At 62.5% G+C, this 22414-nt stretch carries 15 protein-coding genes; 8 read left to right on the top strand and 7 right to left on the bottom strand.

Annotated features, from left to right (window positions below):
• Positions 1–85 precede the first annotated feature (85 nt).
• Positions 86–514, top strand: a complete 429-nt coding sequence (locus E5K02_RS22415) for a Fur family transcriptional regulator (protein WP_135398168.1) — start codon at positions 86–88, stop codon at positions 512–514.
• A gap of 266 nt (positions 515–780) precedes the next feature.
• Here the strand turns inward: E5K02_RS22415 and E5K02_RS22410 are convergent, their stop codons facing one another.
• The 3 genes from E5K02_RS22410 to nagB form a co-directional block, all read right to left on the bottom strand.
• Positions 781–2448: a RagB/SusD family nutrient uptake outer membrane protein gene (locus E5K02_RS22410; RefSeq protein ID WP_135398166.1), complete on the bottom strand. Its 1668-nt coding sequence runs from the start codon at positions 2446–2448 to the stop codon at positions 781–783.
• A gap of 42 nt (positions 2449–2490) precedes the next feature.
• A complete protein-coding gene (locus tag E5K02_RS22405) occupies positions 2491–5469 on the bottom strand; it encodes a SusC/RagA family TonB-linked outer membrane protein (protein ID WP_135398164.1) in 2979 nt (992 codons plus the stop codon).
• A 476-nt stretch (positions 5470–5945) separates the two neighbouring features.
• The gene (nagB, locus tag E5K02_RS22400) at positions 5946–7859 is read right to left on the bottom strand and encodes a glucosamine-6-phosphate deaminase (RefSeq protein WP_135398162.1); all 1914 of its coding nucleotides are present in this window, start codon (positions 7857–7859) and stop codon (positions 5946–5948) included.
• Positions 7860–8221: 362 nt separating this feature from the next.
• Between nagB and E5K02_RS22395 the strand changes: the two genes are divergently transcribed.
• From E5K02_RS22395 to E5K02_RS22385, 3 genes are read left to right on the top strand one after another with little or no spacing between them, the layout of a single operon-like run.
• A complete protein-coding gene (locus E5K02_RS22395; protein WP_135398160.1) occupies positions 8222–11368 on the top strand; it encodes a SusC/RagA family TonB-linked outer membrane protein in 3147 nt (1048 codons plus the stop codon).
• 48 nt (positions 11369–11416) lie between these two features.
• Complete coding sequence (locus E5K02_RS22390; RefSeq protein ID WP_135398158.1) at positions 11417–12946, top strand: SusD/RagB family nutrient-binding outer membrane lipoprotein; 1530 nt, start codon at positions 11417–11419, stop codon at positions 12944–12946.
• A gap of 49 nt (positions 12947–12995) precedes the next feature.
• Positions 12996–14282: a hypothetical protein gene (locus E5K02_RS22385; RefSeq protein WP_135398156.1), complete on the top strand. Its 1287-nt coding sequence runs from the start codon at positions 12996–12998 to the stop codon at positions 14280–14282.
• Positions 14283–14354: 72 nt separating this feature from the next.
• Here the strand turns inward: E5K02_RS22385 and E5K02_RS22380 are convergent, their stop codons facing one another.
• The 4 genes from E5K02_RS22380 to E5K02_RS22365 form a co-directional block, all read right to left on the bottom strand.
• A complete protein-coding gene (locus E5K02_RS22380; RefSeq protein WP_135398154.1) occupies positions 14355–16121 on the bottom strand; it encodes a glycoside hydrolase family 10 protein in 1767 nt (588 codons plus the stop codon).
• Between the two features lie 129 nt (positions 16122–16250).
• Positions 16251–17012: an arylamine N-acetyltransferase family protein gene (locus E5K02_RS22375; protein ID WP_135398152.1), complete on the bottom strand. Its 762-nt coding sequence runs from the start codon at positions 17010–17012 to the stop codon at positions 16251–16253.
• 146 nt (positions 17013–17158) lie between these two features.
• Complete coding sequence (locus E5K02_RS22370; RefSeq protein WP_135398150.1) at positions 17159–17458, bottom strand: hypothetical protein; 300 nt, start codon at positions 17456–17458, stop codon at positions 17159–17161.
• Positions 17459–17527: 69 nt separating this feature from the next.
• Positions 17528–17836, bottom strand: a complete 309-nt coding sequence (locus E5K02_RS22365; RefSeq protein ID WP_135398148.1) for a hypothetical protein — start codon at positions 17834–17836, stop codon at positions 17528–17530.
• 154 nt (positions 17837–17990) lie between these two features.
• On the opposite strand from E5K02_RS22365, the gene E5K02_RS22360 reads away from it, so the two are divergent.
• From E5K02_RS22360 to E5K02_RS22345, 4 genes are all read left to right on the top strand, one after another.
• Positions 17991–18857: a hypothetical protein gene (locus E5K02_RS22360; protein ID WP_135398146.1), complete on the top strand. Its 867-nt coding sequence runs from the start codon at positions 17991–17993 to the stop codon at positions 18855–18857.
• 72 nt (positions 18858–18929) lie between these two features.
• Positions 18930–19790 carry a rhomboid family intramembrane serine protease gene (locus E5K02_RS22355; protein ID WP_135398144.1) on the top strand — a complete coding sequence of 287 codons (861 nt, stop codon included), beginning with the start codon at positions 18930–18932 and terminating at the stop codon, positions 19788–19790.
• Between the two features lie 96 nt (positions 19791–19886).
• Entirely contained in the window at positions 19887–20813 is a 927-nt protein-coding gene (locus E5K02_RS22350) for a T9SS type A sorting domain-containing protein (RefSeq protein WP_167856543.1), read from the top strand.
• Positions 20810–21886, top strand: a complete 1077-nt coding sequence (locus E5K02_RS22345) for a lipase family alpha/beta hydrolase (protein WP_135398140.1) — start codon at positions 20810–20812, stop codon at positions 21884–21886. The genes E5K02_RS22350 and E5K02_RS22345 overlap by 4 nt, the downstream gene beginning before the upstream one ends.
• Positions 21887–22414 lie beyond the last annotated feature (528 nt).

The raw sequence follows: 22414 nt of genomic DNA, 5'->3' as shown, positions 1-22414 counted from the left end.
TGGCCCTTTCGCTGTTACCCCCTAGCAGCCAGAAGGCGCCCCGCAGTAGGCGCTTCGGTGCCAACCTCGTACTTTTGGAATCCTGATGGCAACTCCCGACCACATTTCGCTGACTCTCGCCCGCCACGGGCTCCGGCAGACGCCCATGCGCCGGGCCGTGCTGAGCGTGCTTTTCAGCAAGTCGTTTGCCTTGTCGAGCAACGACATCGAGCAGGCCCTGGAGGAAGGCACCGACCGGATTACGCTCTACCGCACCCTGCGCACCTTCGAGCAGAAGGGCGTGATTCACCGGGTGCTCGACAGCTCCGACGTGATTCGCTTTGCCGCCTGCTCAGCCACCTGCACCGAGCAGGCCCACGCCGACGACCATGTGCACTTCAAGTGCTCGGTGTGCCAGCATACCTACTGCCTCAACCAGGTAGCCATTCCGGCCGTGCAGCTGCCCGGCGGGTTTCAGGCCGTGCACCGCGACTACCTCATGTCTGGGGTGTGCCAGCAGTGCCACGCCACCTGATTCCTGGTCGGGGTGCAACCCTTGGGCACTTTGCTGCTTCTATGTTCTGAAAGCTCACTATGCCTGCGGTTTGTGTTCCGGCAAGCTGCCCGGCGCCAGATGGGGTGGAAAAGGTTGCTTGGGTTGTGGAGAGGAGAACGAGACCCTTACGCTCAAAGAAACGGACCAACCCATCTGGTCTGGCTTTCAAGCAATACGCATAGACTGAAAAAAGCCCGCCTGAAATTATTCAGGCGGGCTTTTTCAGTCTTAATGCTTAACAACGATTACCGGTAGTTGGGGTTCTGAATAAACTCACTCTTGTTGGTCACGGCATCGAGCTGGCGCTGGGGAATGGGGCGCACCAGGTGAAAAGGCTGAATACTGGCTCCGGCCTCGGGGTTGTTGGCCTTCACCCGGTCAACCAGCTTGTTCGTGCGCTTCAAATCAAACCAGCGGTGCTGCTCGCCGGCCAGCTCCCGGGCCCGCTCATCCAGGATAAAGTCCAGGCTGAGGTTGGCGGCGCTGATGCGCATGTCGGCTACTTTGCCGGGCAGGGCCGCCCGCTCCCGCACCGCGTTGATTTGCTTGACGGCATCATCAAGCTTGCCCAGCTTGAAGTTGGCTTCGGCGGCCAGCAGGTACACGTCGGCCAGCCGGATTACGTAGGCGTCGCGGGCACTCTGCTCCTCCTGAATGGTGGGCCGGGTGGGGTCCTCAAACTTGCGCAGGCACACGTACTGTAAGCGGTTTTTGCCCGTACCGTTGGCGTTGTAAATGTCGTTGACATCGTAGACGCGGTACTTTTTGGCGTTCCGCACGGCCGTGGATACCACCTTCTTGGTGGCCAGAATAGCCGTGTCGCCCACGGCCAGGGGTTTGGTGCCCGTCGTGACGGCCGTGTTGGCCAGCCACACCGTGCGGAAAGAAGCCGCGTAGCGCGCATCCTTGGTTTCGTCGAACAGGTTGAGCAGAAACTTGGTGGGCATGAAGCGGTTGAAGGGCCGGCCGTTGGCCACGTCGCGGGTCATGCCGGGCTGGTCGTCGTACTTCATGAGCCAGAGCAGGTGGCCGTTGTTGCCCCCGCGCGAGTGGCCGTCGGGGTACAGGCCCGCGTCGACCCGGTCGTTCAGGGTCAGGTCGCGGGAGTAGTTCACGGCCCACACGATTTCCTTGTTCTCCAGGTTGGTCATCGACCACAGATCCGCGTAGCGGGGCTGCAGCGAGAAGCCGTAGCTGGTAATGACTTTCTGGGCCAGGTCGGCGGCCTTCTGGTTTTCGCCACGGGTCAGATACATCTTGGCCAGAAACGCCTCGGCTACGGGCTTGGTCACGCGGCCGTACTCGGTGGCCACGGCCAGGGTGGCGGGCAGGTTGGCCACGGCAATGTCGAGGTCGGCAAAAATCTGCTTGTAGAACTCGTCCACGGGAGTGCGGTTGGCCGTTTTCACGGCGCCCTGGGTTTCCTCGGTGGTGAAGTGCACCCCGCCCCAGCTTTCCACAATGTGCCAGTAGTAGAAGGCCCGCAAAAAGCGCAGCTCGCCTTCCCGGGTCTTTTTCAGCGCGTCGCTCATGCCCGACTGCCCCACGCGGCTGATGCCGGCATTGCAGACGTTGATGCCGATGTAGAGCTTGCTCCAGAGCGACTCCACGGCCCGGGAGCTGGACTGCAGCGTGGTGTAGTCGGTCAGGTCGGGGTTTACGTCGCCGGCCCCGCGCAGCCACAGGTCGGTGCCCATTTCCGACATGCTGAAGCCGTCTTCCTTGCCGTACCACCAGCGGGTGTAGGAGTAGGCGGCATTCACCAGGTTTTCAAATCCGCCCGGGGTGGTGTATACCGCGTCGGGGGTGAGGCCCGAGGGGTTGTATTCTTCTAGCTCCTTGCTGCAGGACGTGGAAAGCCCAACCAGGGCGCAGGCCGCAACGATGCTATAGATCTTCTTCGAAAATTTCATGGGAATAGTCTTTAAACGGTGAGCAACTCGCGCGCCCCGGGCTTAAAAGCCCAGGTTGATGCCGGCCAGCACCACCCGCGGAATGGGCGTGGTGATGGGGCCGCCCCGCTCGGGGTCGTAGTTGTCGATTTTGCTGACGGTCACCAGGTTTTTGCCCTGCACGTAGAGGCGGGCCGAGCCCATGCCGAATTTTTCCAGGAAGCCCTTGGGCAGGTTGTAGCCCAGCGTTACGCCGCGCAGCTTGGCAAAGGAGCCATCCCTGTATTGCAGCGTGGTACCAAAGAGGCTGTTCTGCATCGTCGACTTCGACAGGGCCGCGTCGGGCCGGGGGTAGTCGTTGCTGGGGTTCTCGGGGGTCCAGTAGTTGTGCACGCCGCTGTTTTCGATGCCCTGGGGGTCGAAGATCTGGGCGTACTCGTAGTTGATCATCTGGCCGATGCGGGCAAAGACCTGGAAAGACAAGTCGAAGCCCTTGTAGCTCATGTCGCTGTTGAAGCTGCCGCTCCACTTGGGCACGGCCGCGCCCAGCACCCGCCGGTCGTAGGTAGCCGTAATCTTGCCGTCGGGCACGCCGTTGGGCCCCGAAATATCCTTCACCTTGATCTGGCCGGGCTTCTGGCCAAAGGCTTTGGCGGCATCGGCTTCGTCGGTCTGCCAGATGCCGATTTTCTCGTAGTCGTAGAACACGCGCACGGGGTAGCCCACGAAGCGGTTGTTGAGCAGGTCGTCGGCTCCGCCCAGCTCCAGGATTTCCTCGTTGTTCTTGAACCAGGTGGCGCCTACATTCCAGCGAAAGTCGGGCGTTTCCAGGGCCAGGGCATTCAGGCCCACTTCTACCCCGCGGTTGCGGGTTTTGCCGATGTTTTCGATGATGTTGCCCCGGCCCGTAGTCGAGGGCAGGTTGTTGTCGAGCAGCAGGTCACTGGTCAGGGTTTCGTACACATCAATGGAACCGGTGAGGCGGTTGCGGAACAAACCAAAGTCGAGGCCCGCGTTTTTGGTCCAGGAAATTTCCCAGCCCAGGTTGGTGTTGCCCACGCGCTTGTCGAAGCCGTAGCCGGCGGCGCTGGTTTCGCCGAAGCTGAAGGGAATGCGCGTCAGCAGGCTTTGCGAGGAGTAGGGTGCCACGTCGTAGTTGCCGGCCCGGCCGTAGCTGGCGCGCAGCTTGAGGTCGGTAACGGCGGTGAAGTCCTTCATGAAGCTTTCGTCGACCACGCGCCAGGCCACGGCGGCCGAGGGGAAAAAGGCCACCTGGTTGTCTTTGGCCAGCTTCGAGGAGCGGTCCTGCCGCCCGGTCAGCGTGAGCAGGTAGCGGCTCTTGAAGCCATACTGCACCCGGGCCGTGAGGGAGCGTAGCTCACTGCGCTTGAGGTCGGTGTAAGAGGTTACTACCTGCCCGGAGTTGGCCAGGGCGTAGAACTGCTGGTACGATACCGGCACGCCCCGGCCCTGGGCCAGGGAAGCCTCGTTGTTGAAGGTCAGCAGCGAGGTAACGCCGGTGACGTTCACGGAATGGTCGCCGAAGGTCTTGTTGAAGTTCAGGATGTTTTCCCAGCTCCAGTTGGTTTCAAAGCCAGTGCCATAGGAAGCCTGGTTGATCTGCCCGTTCCGGTCGATGGAGTACTGCCCCTGGAAGATGCCGGTGCGGTCATTCGACAGCGTCAGGCCCAGGTTGGAGCGGAAGTTCAGGCTGGGCAGAATCTGGTAGCTCAGGTAGGCCGTCGAGAAGGTACGCGTCCGGCGGGTGTTGTTGACGTAGGTATCGGCCCGCTCGTCGGTGAGCGGGTTGAGGAAGGCCTGGTTGTTGGGGTAGTTCACAAAGTTCCCGCTGGCGTCGTAGGGCGTGCTCAAGGGGTTAATCTTGTTGGCCATATTGGTCGGGTCGCGCCGGGCATCCAGGTTGTAGTAAGTCAGCTGGTTTTGCAGGCCCACCCGGATTTTGTCGTTGATGGCCTGGTCGATGTTGGCCCGGAAGGAGTAGCGGTTCAGGTCGTCGTTGCGGAACAGGCCCTGCTCGTTGTAGAAGTCGGCCGAGAGGTAAAACTTGGTTTTTTCCGAGCCGCCCGCTACGCCCACCTGGTGTTCCTGCTGCACGCCGTTGCGCAGGAGCAAATCGGCCCAGTTGGTGGACGTGCCGTTGGCAATGGCCTGCAGCTCCAGGGGCGTGAAGATCTTCGCGTCGTCGGCGGGGCTGGTCCAAGTGCCACTGGCGCGGTTGGCTTCGCGCTTCTGGGCCACGTACTGCTCCCCGTTGTTGACCTCGGGGTAGAAAACCGCGTCGGTCTGGCCGTAGTAGGAGTTCAGCGTCACGCGGGTTTTGCCAGCGCTGCCTTTTTTGGTCGTCACGATGATAACCCCGTTGGCGCCCCGGGCCCCGTAGATGGCCGTGGAAGCGGCATCCTTGAGCACCTCCATGTTCTGAATATCGTTGGGGTTGATATCCTGAATGGAGTTGTACTGCACCCCGTCGACGATAAACAATGGGCCGTTGCTGGCCAGAATCGAGCGGTTGCCGCGCACGGTAATGTTCACGGCGGCCCCGGCCGAGCCCCCGGCACTGGTGATGTCTACGCCGGGCAGGCGGCCCTGCAGGGTTTCCATCACGTTAGCGGCGGGCACCTTCTTGAGGTCTTCCTCTTTTACCGACACAATGGAGCCGGTCACGTCGCTTTTCTTTACTTCCCCGTAGCCGATAACCACCACTTCATCCAGGGCTTTCTGGTCGGTTTTGAGCTTTACCGTGATGCTGTTGGTATTGTCGACCGTCACGGTCTGGGCCAGATAGCCCACGTAGCTCAGCACCAGCGTGGGCTCGGTTCCGGCGGGCACCGCCAGGCTGAAGTTGCCGCTGCCGTCGGTGCTGGCTCCGATAGTGGTGTTTTTCACGACCACCGTTACGCCCGGCAGCCCCTGACCCGAGGCTTCATCGAGCACCTGCCCGGAGAGTTGGCGGGCTTGTTGGGCGCGGGCGTGCCCGGCCAGGCCGAGCAGCAGCCCAATCAGAAGTAACCAGTTTTTCATGAGGTGGGAAGTATGGTGGAAATTTGATTTGCCGAAGAACAGCCTGCAAAATGCCAGCACCTTGCTTCCTCATAAGGTTGCGGGTTTCAGATAGAAAGGACAGAAGTAGCCCAGATAATTTTATGCAATCGTTGTCGGGAACGTTGCCAGGAAGTGCCCACTTACCCCACTATAAGTAATTACTCACTTCCTACCCCGGGTTTAGGGCTTGCCAACCTTCTTGCCCAAGTAGGCTTCAGGCTATATAATAATTGCACTATGTAAATAAACCGGCGGGCCTCCCGGCTTCAAACCCCTACCCTTGCCAACGCAACGCACCCGTAGCTCCCTGCCTACTTCCTACTCTACAGGACCTAACAACCAGCCGGAGCCCGGCAGCGCCAGTCGTGTTCAACGACCTACGCTACCGGGCTCCGGTTCTGGTTAACCCCATCCTGGTTAGCCTAAAGCTCCGGCCCAAGCCTAGGCCGCGTGCCTTAGAACACCCAGCGCACAAACGCCTCGATGCCCTCGTACTCAGGCAGGCCCAGCTGGTCGTAGATTTTGGCCGTGGTACGGTTGCGGGCTTCGGAGCGCTGCCAGAATTCGCGCTGGTCGGCCCCGGGAAACAGCGGCCGGTCCTTCTGCGACTGGTGCTTGAAGATGGCCCGGCGCTTGCGGGTGAGTTCCTCGGGGCTCAGGGGTACGGCCATTTCAATCTGGTCGATATCCCACTCCTGCCAGGCCCCGCGGTAGAGCCACACCCAGCAGTCGGCCAGCCAGTCGGTGTGGGTTTGCTTGAGGCGGCGCACGGCCTCGAAAATGGCGGCCAGGCACACCCGATGGGTGCCGTGGGGGTCCGACAAGTCGCCGGCGGCGTAAATCTGCTGGGGCCGGATCTGGTTGAGCATCTCCATCGTCAGGCGGATATCCTCCTCCCCGATAGGCTTTTTGCGCACCCGCCCGGTTTCGTAAAACGGCAGGTCCATGAAGTGGGCCTGGTCGTCGGGGATGCCGGCGTAGCGGCAGGCGGCCTTGGCCTCGCCCCGCCGGATCAGGCCCTTGATCTGCTGCACCTCGGGCGAGTCGACCTGGCCGGGCGCTTTGTTGCGCAGAAACTCGGCCACGCGCTGGTAGAGGTTTTCGGCCGGCTGCTCGTCCAGGCGAAAAGCCGCGTCGTAGTCGGCCACAAACTCGGCGAAGCGCAGGGTTTCGTCATCGAAGACGGCAATATTACCCGAGGTCTGGTAGGCCACGTGCACCTCGTGGCCCTGCTCCACGAGGCGCAGCAGCGTGCCGCCCATGCTGATTACGTCGTCGTCGGGGTGGGGCGAGAAGATAAGCACCCGCTTGGGAAAGGGCTCGGCCCGCTCGGGGCGGTGGGTATCGTCGGCGTCGGGTTTGCCGCCGGGCCAGCCCGTAATAGTGTGCTGGAGTTGGTTGAAGACCCGGATGTTGATGCTGTAGGCCCGGCCCGACTCGGCCAGCAGCGCCGACAGGCCGTTTTCGTTGTATTCCTCGTCGGTGAGCTTGAGAATGGGCTTTTCGAGGCGGCGCGCCAGCCAGGTTACGGCCTTGCGCACCAGGGCTTCGTCTTGCCAGCGGCAGGGCACCCCGGCCAGCCAGGGCGTTTTGCGCTCGGGCAGCTCGGCCCCGGCGGCCTCATCGAGCACGACGTCCACCCACGGATGCTTCTGCAGGTAGGTGGCCGGCACCGAGTCGCTGGGCTCCCCTTCCACCATGCGCTTGATGACGGCAGCTTTACCCTCGCCCCAGGCCAGCAGCACAATGTGGCGGGCTTCCAGAATCGTGCCCACGCCCATCGTCAGGGCCCGGCGGGGCACGTTTTCCTCCCCGTAAAAGTCGGAGGCGGCGTCGGTGCGGGTGATGTGGTCGAGCGTTATCAGGCGGGTGCGCGAGTCGGGCCCGGAGCCGGGCTCGTTGAAGCCGATGTGGCCGGTGCGGCCAATGCCGAGCAGCTGCAAATCGATGCCCCCGGCGGCCCGGATCTGCGCTTCGTACTGGGCGCAGAACTCGGCTACCTGCTCCTGGGGCAGGGTACCGTCGGGGATGTGCACGTTTTCGGGCCGGATGTCGACGTGGTCGAACAAGTACTCATGCATGAAGCGCACGTAGCTCTGCAGCGAGTCGGGCGGCATGGGGTAGTACTCGTCGAGGTTGAAGCTGATGACGTTCTGAAAGCTCAGGCCCTCTTCGCGGTGCAGGCGCACCAGCTCCTCATACACGCGGGTGGGCGACGAGCCCGTGGCCAGCCCCAGCACCACGGTACGCCCTTCCTTCTGCCGCAGCCAGATCAGCTCGGCAATGGAGCGGGCCACGGCCGCCGAAGCCGTTTCGGAGTCGGGGTGGATAGTAACGGACAAGGCGGGCGGAGGCGTAGCGGGCATCATGGGTGGGCGCTGGTGGAAGAGGCCGGGCGTAGCCAAGCTTCTGGCGGGCCTCGGTGAGGGGAAGGTACCGGGCTTCAAAATACCTAAAATCTCCTATATAGTTTGACGGTAGCCGCATTTGGCATTTCTTCAAGCCTGAACAGGAGTTTTTTGAATAAAAGCTTTATCTTCTGTCCGTATTGCCGTTTCCTCTCAACTTTTCAGCGCCGAATTCTCCCATGAAAATCGTCCTGTGTCGGTGTCTGGCCCTACCCTCCTAGCCTTGCTTTTCTCCAACCGGAGTCCTGCTGCCCAAGTGTAGCGGGGCTCCGGTTTTGCTTTTGCCCTTTTCCCTATCCTTCCACCCAATTCCTCTCTCTCCTATGAAAAAACTTTTATGGCTTCTGTTGGCGCTCGGAGTGCTGCTGGGGCCCGGCTCCTACGCCCAAACCGGCCAGCCCCGCGCCGTTTCGGGCGTAGTGTCTGATACCAAAGGCAGCCCCTTGCCCGGCGTAACCGTGCTGGTGAAGGGCACCAGCACCGGGGCCAGCACCGGCGCCGACGGCCGCTACTCGGTGCAGGCCGCCCCGGGCAGTACGCTTACGTTCAGCTTTATCGGCTTCACGACGCAGGAACGCGTGGTGGGCACCGACGCCAGCATCAACATCAGCCTGGCCGAAAACACGACCAATCTGAACGACGTGGTCGTCACGGCCTACGGCATCAAGCAGGAACGGCGGCAGATCAACTACGCGGCCCAGGAAGTGAAGTCCAAGGACATCATCGAGTCGCGGCAGACCAACATCGTCAATGCCCTGCAGGGCAAGGTGGCCGGCGTGCAGATTACCAGCGCCGGGGGCGCCCCCGGCGAAGGCTCGGCCATTGTCATCCGGGGCGGCAACTCGCTCGACGGCGACAACCAGCCCCTGTTTGTTATCGACGGCATCATCATGGACAACTCCTCCTTTGTGGAGTCGACTTCCCCCGGCGGGGGCTCGGCCTTCAACGGGCAGCTGGGCCGCAGCGCCGTGAGTCAGAACCGGGCCGGCGACCTGAACCCCGAGGATATTGCCAGTATGACGGTGCTCAAGGGTCCGGCAGCAGCAGCGCTCTACGGCCTGCGCGCCGCCAACGGAGCCGTGATTATCACGACCAAAAAAGGCACGGCAGGCCGCACCAACATCAACTACCGCACCCAGTTTTCGGTGGACGAGGTGAACCGCCTGCCCACGCTGCAGGACCAGTACAAGCAGGGTTCCAACGGCATCTTCGACGCGACAACCCGCGCTTCCTGGGGGCCGCGCTTTGGCGAGGGCGAGCCGATATATGACAACCTGGGCAACCTGTTCCAGAAAGGCACGGCCTGGCAGCACTACCTGACCATGTCGGGCGGCGGCGACAAGGCCACCTTCCTCGTGTCGGCTTCCCGCCTCGACCAGAAGGGGGTGGTGCCCAACACGCTCTACGACAAGTCGACGGTGCGGGCCTCGGGCACGGTGCAGTTTTCGCCCAAGTTCAGCGGCTCGGCCTCGACCCAGTACCTGAACAGCGGCGGCCAGTCGCCGTTCCAGGGCGGGGGCCTGTTTGGTACCGGCCTGAATCCCAGCGGCTTTTTCACCAGCCTGCTGAACTGGCCCCGCAACGACGACGCCCGCAACTACCTCAACCCCGACGGCACCCGCCGCCGCCTGCTGGGCGCGGCCACCTCGGCCGGCGACCCGGACAACCCCTACTTCACCATCTACCGCAACCCCCAGACCACGCGCACCAACCGCATGATCGGCAACGCGCAGGTCACGTTTGAGGCCGCCAAGTGGGCCTCGGTGAGCTACAACATCGGCACCGACTTTTACTCCCAGAAAGACCGCTCGGTGCGGGCCGTGGGCACTTCCCAGCCCGATAACCAGGACGGGGGCATTGCGGAAACCACCATCATCAACCGCCTGCTGACCTCCAACTTCCTGGTGACGCTCAACCACAAGTTCAGTGAAAACCTGGGCTCCTCGCTGGTGCTGGGCAATACGGTGGAAGTGAGCCGCAACGAAACGACGGACAACTACGGCCGCATCTTCCAGAACCCGGACTTTGTCAGCATCAACAACACGGTAAACCGCAACACGCTTATTACCAACAAGGAGCGGCGCCTGATCGGCAACTTTGCCCGCCTCAACCTGGACTTTCTGCAGCAGATAACCCTGGAGCTGAACGGCCGCCTCGATATGTCGTCGACGCTGCCCCGGCCCGAGAAAAACAAGAACTTCGGCCGGGCCTTCGGCTACGGTTCGGCGGCCCTGGGCTGGGAATTCACCCGCACCTTGGGCCTGGACCAAAACCCGATTCTGAACTACGGCAAGCTGCGCGGCTCGGTGGCCGTGGTGGGTAAAGACACAGGCCCCTACCGCGTCGACTCGCCGCTGGCCCAGAGCACCTACATCGGGGGCGGCTTCCGCAACGGCTTCTTCGGCTCCAACCGCCTGCTTAAGCCCGAGCAAACCCGCTCGGTGGAAGCCGGCCTGGACCTGCAATTCCTGCAGAACCGCCTGACCCTGGACGTGGCCGCTTACTACCAGGAAACCCGCGACCAGCTCATTGCGCCCCGCGTGAGCCAGGCCACGGCCTTTATTCTGCAGTACATCAACGGGGGCACCGTGGAAAACAAGGGCCTGGAGCTGGCCCTGACCGGCGCCCCGCTGAAGTCGACCCAGGGCCTGAGCTGGGACGTTATTGCCAACTTCACCCTGAACCGCAACCGCGCCACCCAGCTGCCCAGCTTCCTGACCGAGGTGTACCAGTCCGACGCCTTTGTCATCGACTGGGCCCGGGGCGGGGCCTTTCCCGGCAAGCCGATTTCCTCCATCAGCGCCGTAGACTTTAAGCGTACCCCCGACGGCCAGCTGCTCATCGATGCCTCGGGCTACCCCATCGTTAATACCGGCGTGTTTGAGTACGCCGGCAACCGCGCACCCGACTACACGGTGCAAGTCACCAACTCCTTCACCTATCAGGGGCTGAACCTAAGCTTCCTGGTTGATTTCCGCCAGGGCGGCGACGTGGTGAACGGCAACGACTGGCTGGCTACCAAAACCGGCATGAGCACCCGCACCCTGGACCGCTACAAGCAGGTAGTCTTCGACGGGGTGCTGGCCAACGCCAACAACACGGGCCCCCTGCTCAACTCTGACGGCGGCTACGTGAAAAACACCCGGCCCACGGAGCTGACCCAGGGCTACTACCAGAACGTGCTGACCGGCACGGCCGCCTCCTTCGTGGAAGATGCCTCCTGGACGCGCCTGCGCTACGTGACGCTGAGCTACGCGCTGCCCGCCGCCTGGCTGGGCTCGTCCTTCGTGCGCGGCGTGGAGCTGAGCGTGACGGGCCGCAACCTGGTGCTGCTGACCAACTACTCCGGCGTCGACCCCGAAACGGCTTCGGCCGGGGCCGGGGTGCGCGGGGGCGGCTCCTCGGGCTTCGACTACGGCAGCGTGCCCGCCACCCGCGGCGTGGACATGGGCCTGCGCGTGAACTTTTAACTGCTGCTGACCGCTCAGCAGTCAGCAACCTTACCGGACTTTCCAGCAATGAAAAAATATATCCTCTGTCTGGGTGTAGCCCTCAGCGGCGCGGCCCTGACCTCGTGCGAGAGTTTTCTCGACGTGAACACCGACCCCAATAACCCCATTACCTCGTCGCCGAACTTCCTGCTGCCCGGCATCATTTCCCAGGGCATTCAGCAGCAGATGTTTACTTCGCTCACTACGGCCTACATCACCCAGTACGCGGTGCGCAAAACCCCGGCCAGCAGCACCGACCAGTTTGTGCTGACCAACGGCAACAGCACCAATACCTTCAACTACGCCTATTTCTACTCGGCCGGCAACGTGCCGACTATGATAGAGGCCGCCGAAAAAGCCAAGGCGCCCTACTACATCGGGGCCGGCAAGATCATTACGGCCATGGACCTGGCCCACGCCACCGACATGCTGGGCGACATTCCCTACTCCGAAGCCTTTAAAGGCGCCGAGAACTACACGCCCAAGTACGACCCGCAGGAGCAGATTTACGCCACCGTGCAGACTTTGCTCGACGAGGGCATAGCGCTGATGAGAACCCCGGCCGCCGAAAACCTGCTGCCCCTGTACATCAGCTCGCCCAGCATCAGCGGCGACATCCTCTACCGCGGCGACACGGACAAGTGGATTCGTTTTGCCAATGCCCTGAAGGCCCGGCAGCTCAACCACCTGAGCAAGAAGGCCGCCTACAACCCCCAGCAGATTCTGCAGCTCGTCAGTGCCAGCTTCCGCAACGCGGCCGACGACGCCCAGTTGCAGTATCAGGTGGCCGTGGCCCCGCTCTCGGGCACGACCAACATCTACGGCGTGACGCGGGCCAACTTCGGGGCGGCCACGTTTTCCAACAACATCGTGCGCTACCTGAATGGCAGTGTGACCGGGGCCGCCTTTCCCGGCGTAACGGACCCGCGCCTGCCTATTATGCTGGCCGGCAGCAGCAACGGCGCCGACCCCGGGGTGGGCATTCCGGCGACCAGCAATCTGATCAACAACGTGGCCGACTTCTACAATGGCTGGTACGCCCGCGACCTGGGTATTTTCGAGGTTATTACCTTCCACGAACTGAAGTTTATTGAGGCCGAAGCCGCCTTTAAGGCTGGGGAGAAGGGCCGGGCCCTGACGGCCTACAAGGCCGGTATCCGGGCCCACATGACCAAAATCGGAGTGGGCGGCACCTTTGCCAATCCCAACGTGACCTTCCCCACCATTACGCCCGCCCAGATTGATGCCTACCTGGCCAGCGCCGCCGTAGCCCAGACCGAGGCCGAGTTGACCCTCAAACATATCATGGAGCAGAAGTACATAGCCATGTTCCTGAACCCGGAGTCGTGGTCGGACCTGCGCCGCTACGACTTCGACCCGGCTATCTACCCCAACCTGAAGTACCCAGTGGGTGCCCCCAACGGCCTGGGCGGACAGTGGCCCCGGCGGATGCTGCCCGGCGCTACCGAGGTGATGTATAACCCGCAGGCCGTGGCGGCCCTCGGCGCCAGCGCCCCCGACTACATCACCAAGCCCCTGTGGTGGGACATGCCCTAAGGGCGGCCCACTGCCGCTTCGCTCAGTATTCATTCTAAGGCTTCATCTCATGTTATATACCCCTGTGCGCCGCACCCTGCTGCTGGCGCTGCTCGCCCCGGCCCTGGCCGCCTGCGACAAAGAACTGGAAGAACCCTACCAGGAAGTAGGCGGCCAGATTCCAACCTTCCTGGCCAATGGTCTGAACACGACCACCAAGTACGCCACGGGTGAAACGGTGAGCTTTGAGCTGCGCTTTGCCCAGCAGACTTCCCCTATCCGGGAAATCCGCATTCTGCAGAAAGTGGAGCCCGGCCGCGACTCCACGCTGGTGCAAACCATTCCCTACAAGCCCGCCTACTCGCGCATCAACCGGGCCGACACGCTGATTGTCAACTACGTGGTACCGGCCGGGGCCAACAAGGCCAACGTGCGCGTCGATGCCGTGGTGGTGGCCGACAACGGCCAGAGCAAGGTGCGCAGCTTCAACTTCCGCCTGGCCGAGCCCACCCCGACCATTTCCCTGGATGCCTCGACCAACGTGACGGCACCTTCCAACGCGGCCCGCGTGCCCGGCGACGTGGTGCGCTTCCCGGTCCGGCTCAATACCGGCGGCATCAATACGGCCGCCGCCATTACCACCGCCGGCACCCTCTACAAGGACATCGACAGCCTGATAACCTTCGTGCGCGTGGGCACCCAGCCCGAGCGGCGCGCGGCGCGGCAGCGGGTACCGGTCGGCTCCGGGGCGCAGTCGGGGGCGGCCACGCTGGTGAACGTAGACGTGACGCTGCCCACGGGCTCGAGCGGGCAAAGCGTGGTGTACCGCTTCGAGGCCAAGTCGCGCTTCCAGGACAAGCCCACCCTGCCCGCCCCGGCCGGAGCCCCCAGCATTCGTTCGGCCTCGGTTACGGCCCCGGCCATTACGCCTACTACCCCCACGGCCCTGGCCGCGGCCCGCTCCGCCACGCTTGTCTTCACCGGTACTGCCGGCGGCGACCAGGCCGCGTACGACCTGACGACCTTTACGACTGTAGCAGCTTCCGGGGCCCCGGAAGCCAAGGACGTGGCCATCAGCAGCATTGCCACCAACGCCGTGCAGCTCAAAGCCCTAAACACTACAAAATTTGTGCGCACCACGGCGGCTGTCTACAGCGCGGCTACCCTGAACAGCATCCGGCAAACCTACCAAACGGCCGCCGCTACGAACCAGGTAGCCCAGCTCGACAACGTGGCCGTGGGCGACGTGGTCATTGCCCGCCTGCGGGCCGCCGACCAGTATGCCATCTTCACCATTACCGGCATCAGCCGCACCACAGCGGGCGTGACGCTGACGTTGGACGTGAAGGCGCTGTAGAACGCTGCCGCAGCTAGTTGCACCAAAAAAGCCCGACCAGTTGGTCGGGCTTTTTTGGTTACTGGCACAAGCCTATTTCTTCCCGAAGAGGCGGGCGAAGAAACCACGCTTTTTGGGCTTGACTTTCTCCTTGGTAACGGCGGCCGTTTCGGGCTTGCCGATGGCCGGGCGAGTGGTGGGCCCTGGCTTAGCGGGGGTGGCCGCTGGTCCCGGGGCAGCGGGTGCAGCGGGTTTGGTTGGTGGAGTTTGCTGGGCGACAATCACCTCAGCGGCCTTGCCCTGGGTGGTTACCCGCACGGGCGTACTTTCGTTATGCAGCCTATCCACGGCCGTAATGTAGTAGGCATAGTCGGTGCCGGGCGCGGCGCTGGTATCGATTAGCACGGGCGAGGTACCGGGCCGGTTCTGCACCAGGGCCAGGATATTGCGCGGGTCGTCGGGGGTGGGCGTCTGGTCTTTGGTGAAGCGGTAGACGACGAAGTAGCGGGCCAGGTCGCCGTCGGCCGCCACGGGGCCGGGCTGCCAGGTAAGCGTGACGACGGGCGTGGCGCGGGTGAGTACCAGGTTTTGGGCCGGGCGGGGCGGCACGGCGTCGAGCCAGGGCATGGTGGGCACCAGGGCCGGGTAGCGAAACAGGTTCTGGCGCAGCGAGTCGCGGGTGTGCAGCGGGTTGGCCATCAGGGAGCGGGCGCTGAAAAACACGCTGCCGCTCACGTCGGTCGGGTATGAACGGTTCAGGCGCACCTGCCGGGGCAATTCGCGCGGGTTGCGCCAGGTGGTATCCGAACGGGTGTTTTCCAGCATGCGGTAGGCGCCCTGCCCGACGTAGAGGTGGCGGCCGAAGTGGTTGCGCGTCCACCATTCGAGCAGCGTGGCGTAGGGCACGAGCTTGAAGTTAGTGCTCCAGTAGAGCTGGGGCACAATGTAGTCGATCCAGCCTTCCTGCAGCCACAGGCGGGAGTCGGCGTAGAGGTTGGCGTAGCTGGGCTGCCCGGCGCGGGTGTCGGAGCCCTCGGGGTGGGCCGATTTATTCATCCACACACCGAAGGGCGAAATGCCGAATTTCACCCAGCGCTTGGTGTCCTGAATCGTGTCGTGGAGGCCCTGGATGAGCTTGTTCACGTTCTGCCGCCGCCAGTCGGCCAACTTCAGGCTGTCGGGGTTGAACTGCTGAAAGGCGGCCTCGTCGTGAATTTTCAGGCCGGGCTCGGGGTACGGGTAAAAGTAGTCGTCGAAGTGGACGCCGTCGATGTCGTAGCGGCGCACCACGTCCAGAATTACCCGGGTAATGTACTGGCGCACCTCGGGCAGGCCGGGGTTGAAGAGTAGCTTGCCGCCGAAGCGCAGAAACCACTCGGGGTGCTGCTTAAAGGGGTGATTGGGCGCTAGGCGGCGCGTCACCGAGTCCATGCTGGCCCGGTAGGGGTTAAACCAGGCGTGAAACTCCATGCCCCGGGCGTGAGCTTCCTCAATCAGGAAGGGCAGCGGGTCGTAGGCCGGGCTGGGGGCCTTGCCCTGCTGGCCGGTGAGCCACTTGCTCCAGGGTTCCAGCTCGCTCTGGTAGAAGGCGTCGGCGGCGGGCCGCACCTGCACAAACACCGCGTTGATGCCGTTGAGCTGCTGCACATCCAGGATGCGGCGGTACTCGCGGCGCTGCTGCTCGGGCGTCAGGGTGCGGCTGCTGGGCCAGTCAATGTTTTCGACGGTGGCAATCCAGACGCCGCGCAGCTCCCGTTTCGGCGGGCCGTCCTGGGCCCGCGCCGCGGGATTGAGTCCAACCAGAAAGAATGAAAAAATCCAAACCCAACGCAGGCTAGCCGCCAAAGACAATCGAAACATCAGCACAGAAACGAAGAAAACTGTTGCAAATTACGCAGCCCGGCGGCGGCATCCGCTGCCCTGGGTGCAAAATCCGGCCCGCTCACCCGTTTCCTGGTATAATTCAGGACCGATTCGGCTACCGGGCAGTTAGAGCCGCACGTTGAAATACCGTGCCAGCGCCTCGTTAAACTCGGCTTCGTCAGGCAGGATTCTTTCCTCTACCAGCTCGCCCTGCGTTATTTTCAGGGTAGTACCCGAAATAGTAACTCGGCCCGTTTCGGTAGCCAGGGAGCAAAGGCGCTTCTGCGTGAAATGGGAAGCTGGGCTGGTTTGGTGGTAGCGGCACATGGCCGCGAAGTCGGGCAGGGTGCGGGCCGTGGTGGTGAACAGGTACTCCGGCACCTGGCCCTCGCCGCTGAGCTTGCTCACGACCCGGTAGGTGGCGTCGTACTGCTCCAGCACGAAGTGGCCCCGCGGATCGGTTTGCACCAGGCCCAGCTGGTTTGCCAACGGCCCCTGGGTGAACTCGCCGAAGCCAACGTCCACCAGGTATTCTCCTTCGGGCAAGGTCACCAGAATGGCCATGTGGTCGAATTCGGGGCCGAAGGTGGTAGCCGAACTGAAAACGCGGGCTGAAATCAGGCGGGCCGTAAAGCCCAGGGCCGTGAGCAACTCGTAAAACACCCCGTTCAGCTCGTAGCAAAAGCCGCCCCGGCCAGCCTCCACCACCTTCTCGTAGCTGTGTGTCAGGTGGATGGGCTGGCCCCGATGAATATCCAGATTCTCGAATGGCACGTGGAACAGATGCGCGGCCTGCAGTGCCCGCAGCACCGGCAACGACGTCGCTAGAGGGCCGGCGTACTGTATTCGGTCGAGGTAGCGCTGCCAGCGGGGCTCCAGGGTAGGCATGGTCTTTCCAGGTTGGGTTCGGCGGTGAAGATAACAGCGGAACTGTAGCGCGCCCGCTAGTCACTCCGCTCCAACCGGCCACTCACTACCCACAAAAAAGCCGCTCTGCTGTCTGGCAGAGCGGCTTTTACATACCTGGCAACAACCTAGTTGTGGTTTTTGCGGGTGTCGTTCTGGTCCTTGTTGCCCGCGTTGCTGCCGCCTTCCATACCATTGGTCTGGCTGGCGTCGCCATATTCACCGCGGATACCGTCGCCGTTGCCCATGTTGCTCTGGGTGCTGGTGGTGGCATCGTTCTGCTGGGCTTGCTCTTCCTGCTGAGCTTTCTGGGCGGCGGCGAAGGCCTCGTTTTTCGAGGTGCCGTCCTGGCCGTGGTTGGTGGTGCTCACGCGACGGGCGCCGCTGTCTTCGGAAGTATTGCCGGGGTTATTGGGTTTATTCGACATGATGAGAATAGGTAAGGTGGGATGGATGGAATGGGGAGAGCAGGGCAGCTTTCCCGAGGAAAAAGAAGGCTAGAGCTGCGGAACCTGGCCGGTTTCGCCGCCCGAAACGCCAGTACCGGCCGAGGTAGAGCTGCCGCCTACGTCGCCGTCGGCGGCGTTGCCGGGCTGGTCGTAGTTGGGGCCGGTGCTGACGCGCTTGCCCTTGATTTCGTGGCCGCCTTCCGTGCCGCCGCTACCGGAGTTGTCGTCGGCGTTGAGGCCGCGCAGGGCGTCGGTGCCGGGTGCCTGCCGCCCCTCGGGCTGCCGCTGCTCCGACTGCGAACCGGAAGCCTGCTGAATGTCGCGGCTATCGGTAGGGATTTGCTGAGGATCTTGCATGGGAAGAAGGTGCTAGGTTGGGAAGCCCGGGCACCCGGCCCGGGACTATGCTATACGCCGCTGCGCCGGGCTGGTTTAGAAATAGCCCGTGGTTTTGCCCGCGGTTTTTCCCAACTTACGGGTTGATTACCGGCCATATAGTTGAGCTTTATCCATGTCTGCCCCCTTTTCCTCGGCCCCCGATTTCCTGCTTGCCAAAACCGATGCGGAGCTGCTGTTCCTGGTTCAGAACCCGGGCTTCTACCACGCTGATTTGGTGGCTACTGCCCGCCAGGAACTACAGCGGCGCGGCGTAGCCTGGGCGCTGCCCCCGGCGTCGGTGGAGGCCGCCCCGCCGGAAATAAATGAGGATTCGGAGCGGCCCTGGCTGCTACCGGCGCTGGGGCTGGGCCTGGTGGTGCTAGCCGCCGTGCTATACTGGTGGCCTACCGGCAACAAAAGCTGGAAAAACAAGAACGGCCCCGTGCCCAGCCGCGAACTGGTGGCGGTGCAAACCCACCTGATGCCGTCGTTCGACTCCCTAACCAAAGCCCAGGTGCGGCAAATGCCCGCCTTGCTGCCCGCGGCCGAGCGGCAGGATACCACCGCCCAGCGCAAGTTTCTGCTACTGGCCGGCCGTTTCTGGGAAGCCGAGAATCAGTCGGCCTACCTGTTTCAGGAAGCCGAGGCGGCCCGCATCGACTCCACCTTTCCCGGTCAGGTAGAGCTTACCCTCGACAAGTGGAAGCGCCTGACCAGCGTGCTGGTGTACAACCACAAGCTGCAACCTACCATGAGTGAGCAGCTAGAGCTGATGCACCGCGCGGCCCTGCTACGGCGCGAAACGCTGACGACCATGAAAAACTTCTACATCTACGGCCAGCCGCCGCTCGACCAGGGCCTGCGGTATTTCAACGATTCGGTGACGGTGATGCGCCAGACCCTGCTGGGCGTGCCACCCCAGAACCGGATTCGGCCGATGGAGGAACTGCAGAAGCGCGTGGACGCCGAAGTGGCCCGCAAAGCCATGCCCCAGGTGTAGCGTTCCGGCCCGGACTCACTTTTGGGCGGCTTGCGGGTTTAGTATCTGTTTCCTGTCTGCTTTCTCTCCATTATGGCTGCCAGTCCTACCCTAAGCGAGCTTTTTGCCCAGAAAACGGACGCCGAGCTGCTGTATTTTGCCCAGAATGCCCGCCGCTACCCGCCCGCGCTGGGCGAAGCCGCCGTGCGGGAGCTACAGCACCGGGGCCTGGTCCCGACCGAGCTTAGCCCCCCGCCCCCACCGCCCGCGCCCAGCCCCGCCGATGAGCCCTGGTATCGGCTGGCCGCCGACTCTGTGAAACGGCTTTTCGGGCCTACAGCTACTTACTATGTCACGCCGCTGCTGCTGCTGCTCAACCTGCTCGTGTTTGGGGCCATGGTCGGGGGCGGGGCCGATTTGTTTCAGCCCCAGGCCAGTATACTCGTGGCCTGGGGTTCCAACTTTTCGCCCCTGACCCTGCACGGCCAGCCCTGGCGCCTGCTGACCAGTTGCTTTCTGCACGGCGGGCTGGCGCATTTGCTGCTCAATTCCCTGGCTCTGCTGTTTCTGGGCCGGCTTACCGAGTCGTTGGTAGGCCCGGGCCGCCTGCTGCTACTCTACCTGCTCTGCGGGGTCGGTGGCAGCCTGGCCAGCCTGTGGTGGCACGCGGCGGGCGTAAACTCGGTGGGCGCTTCGGGGGCTATTTTCGGCTTGTATGGCCTGTTGCTGGCCCTGGCCGTTACCGGAGCCGTGCCCCTGAGCCGGCAGCAGCGCTACGGCCTGCTCTGGCTGATTCTGCTGCTGGTACCCAGCCAGCTGGAGGCGGGGCTGCGCGGCACTGGCACTACGGATAATGCAGCTCACCTGGGCGGCTTGCTCACGGGCCTGCTGCTGGGCTTGCTCTATGGCATCATCCGGCCCAAAGTGCCCGTCTCACCTCCCCCGAATATGTGATAGTGTCGTCGGTGCGGGCCTCCTACCTTTGCCCCGCTGGCAACTATGTTGCTCGTTTACACATCCTTGTATCCGAACCCTTTTTCACACTACGCTATGAAACAGCAATTTGTACGAATTGGCCTCACGGCCCTCAGCAGCCTGCTGGCCTTGTCGGCCGCCCAGGCGCAGGCTCTTCCCAATGGCACACTGGAAACCTGGGAAACCCGGGCAATCAGCCTGGCGCCGGCCGGTTGGTTTACCTTTGATGATGTGCTGGCTTCCTCGGGTTTCCCCCTGGCGGCCGGTACTACCACCCGCTCCACCGACAAGCACGCCGGCACCTACGCAGCGCGGCTGGAAAGCAAAACCAACACGCTGCTGGACGTCACCTTCCCCGGCGTATTGGGTCTAGGCACCAGCCCCAATATTGACGCTGATTTTCCGGGTGGCATCCCCTTCACAAGCCGGCCGGCCAGCATGCAGTTCTACTACAAGCTCACGGTTCCGGCCACTAGCGCCGATGCCGCCGGGGCCCAGGTGGTGCTCACCAAATGGGACGGCGCCCGGTCCAACGTTGTAGCAGGTGGAGTAATTCAGCTGGCCCCAACTTCCTCTTACACTCTGAGCACGGTGCCCCTACAATATCAGTCGTCCGTTGCTCCCGACTCTATCCGGATTCTGTTCGTGACCGGCACCCAGTCGACGCCCACGGCCGGCACAGTATTGTTCATCGACGACGTGGTAATGACCGGCACGGCAACGCCGACGGTGGATGCGGCCCGCAACGCAGCCGTAACGGTGTATCCGAACCCTAGCGCCGACGGCCTGTTTACGCTCAGCACCACGCGGGAAGCCAGCTGGACTGGCGCGGCCTACACCGTTTCGGACGTGACGGGCCGCACCGTTCTGCAGCAGCCCGCAGCGCCGGCCAACGCAACTGGACCGCGCACCGTAGATTTGCGGGGGCAGCGGGCCGGCGTGTACACACTTCGTCTTAATACGCCCGAAGGCCCCGTAGTGCACAAACTTCTGATTCCGTGACCGAACCATCCACCCCCGCTGGTGACTCTGCTGACCGCCCTTCGCGCTGGCGCCGTTTTTCGGCCGCCGCGCGAAGGGCGGCTTCGCTTCCGGTCCAGGGCCTCGACTACCTCTACCAGGCCGGGCAGGCTTACCGCCATTTTACCCTGCCTATTCTAAACGGGGCTATTGGCGACCAGCTGGCGGCGCGTCAGGACCCCAAGGCTATCCAAATGAGCTTCCGCCAGCTCGGCGCCGACGTGGCCGTGGCCGACCTGCACCTGCCGGGCCCGGCCCTGACGACGGTGGTGTTTCTGCACGGCCTGATGGGCGACGAAATGATCTGGCAGACTGGCACCCCCGACACGCCCCGCTACGGACCGCTGCTGCAGCGCGAGGCCGGGGTGCGCTGCCTGTACGTGCGCTACAACAGCGGCCTGCACATTTCCCAAAACGGCCAGCTGCTTTCCCACCTGCTCACCGACCTGCTAACGACCCACCCTGACGCCGTGGAGCAGTTGGTCTTGGTGGGCCATTCGATGGGAGGACTCGTCATTCGCAGCGCGGGCTACTACGGCACCCACGGCCCGACGGCCCCGGCCCCGTGGGTAGCCCGGCTACGGTCGGTCTTTTTGCTGGGCGTGCCCAACGACGGTTCGTTTCTGGAGCAGAACAGCCACCTGACCTCCGTAATGCTGCGCAAAATAAATGTGGCCCCCACGCGCTTTTTGAGCAAAGCCATGGACCAGCGCAGCAACGGCATCAAGGACCTGCGCCACGCCTGGCTGGTCGACCAGGACTGGCAAAGCCCGCACGCCGACGACGTATTGATGCCACCCCGCACCGTAGTGCCGCCCCTGCCCGGCGTTCCGTATCACGTGCTGGTGGGGTCGCTGCTCAAAACGGCGAGCTCGGCCCTGCACCACTATTTTGGGGATGGTCTGGTGGGCGCTGGGAGTGCCGTCGGCCGCATTTTCGGCGACCCCGCCCCGCCGCCCGACACCCAGATTCACACCCGCGTATTTGCGCAGCAAAGCCACGCCGGTCTGCTTTCTAATCCGGAAGTGTATGCCTACATCCGGAAGCATCTGTAAACAGGCGGCCATTGAACCAACCAGGACAAAAAAAAGAACCCGACCTGCCAGTGTCGGGTTCTTTTTTTTAAATAACAATAAAAATAAAATAACGAATACAGCTAATAAATATAAACTCGCAATAATATAAAATATAAGTAATCGACGCTTAACCTATCCTTTTAAAAACCCTGTTTTAACAGCACCGGTTTATTTCGCCGTTCTGATGATACAAACATAGAATAGCTCCTCCTCGAACGAAAATAAATTACACCAACCCGTACTTTGTCAGGACCAATCCGATGATGCTACTGACCAGCTGTAGCAGTAGTTGTGGTAGCTGCCCCAAAGACGCAGCCTGGCCTGCCGAAAGGCTGCTGCGCTATCTATAAGCCACTAGCATCACCTATACGCCTCCCGATTCGAGGTTTCGGATCCGGGAGATGTATCCGAGTTCACCGTAGGAGGGTTCACTTCTCGTTTGCAAGTGCCCTAAAAAGAGAAAGCCAACTCAGATAACCTGAGTTGGCTTTCAATAAAATAACAAAT

This window comes from Hymenobacter metallicola, assembly GCF_004745645.1.
In the GTDB taxonomy this organism is placed as follows: domain Bacteria; phylum Bacteroidota; class Bacteroidia; order Cytophagales; family Hymenobacteraceae; genus Hymenobacter; species Hymenobacter metallicola.
This window is presented reverse-complemented; position numbering and strand designations above follow the sequence as displayed.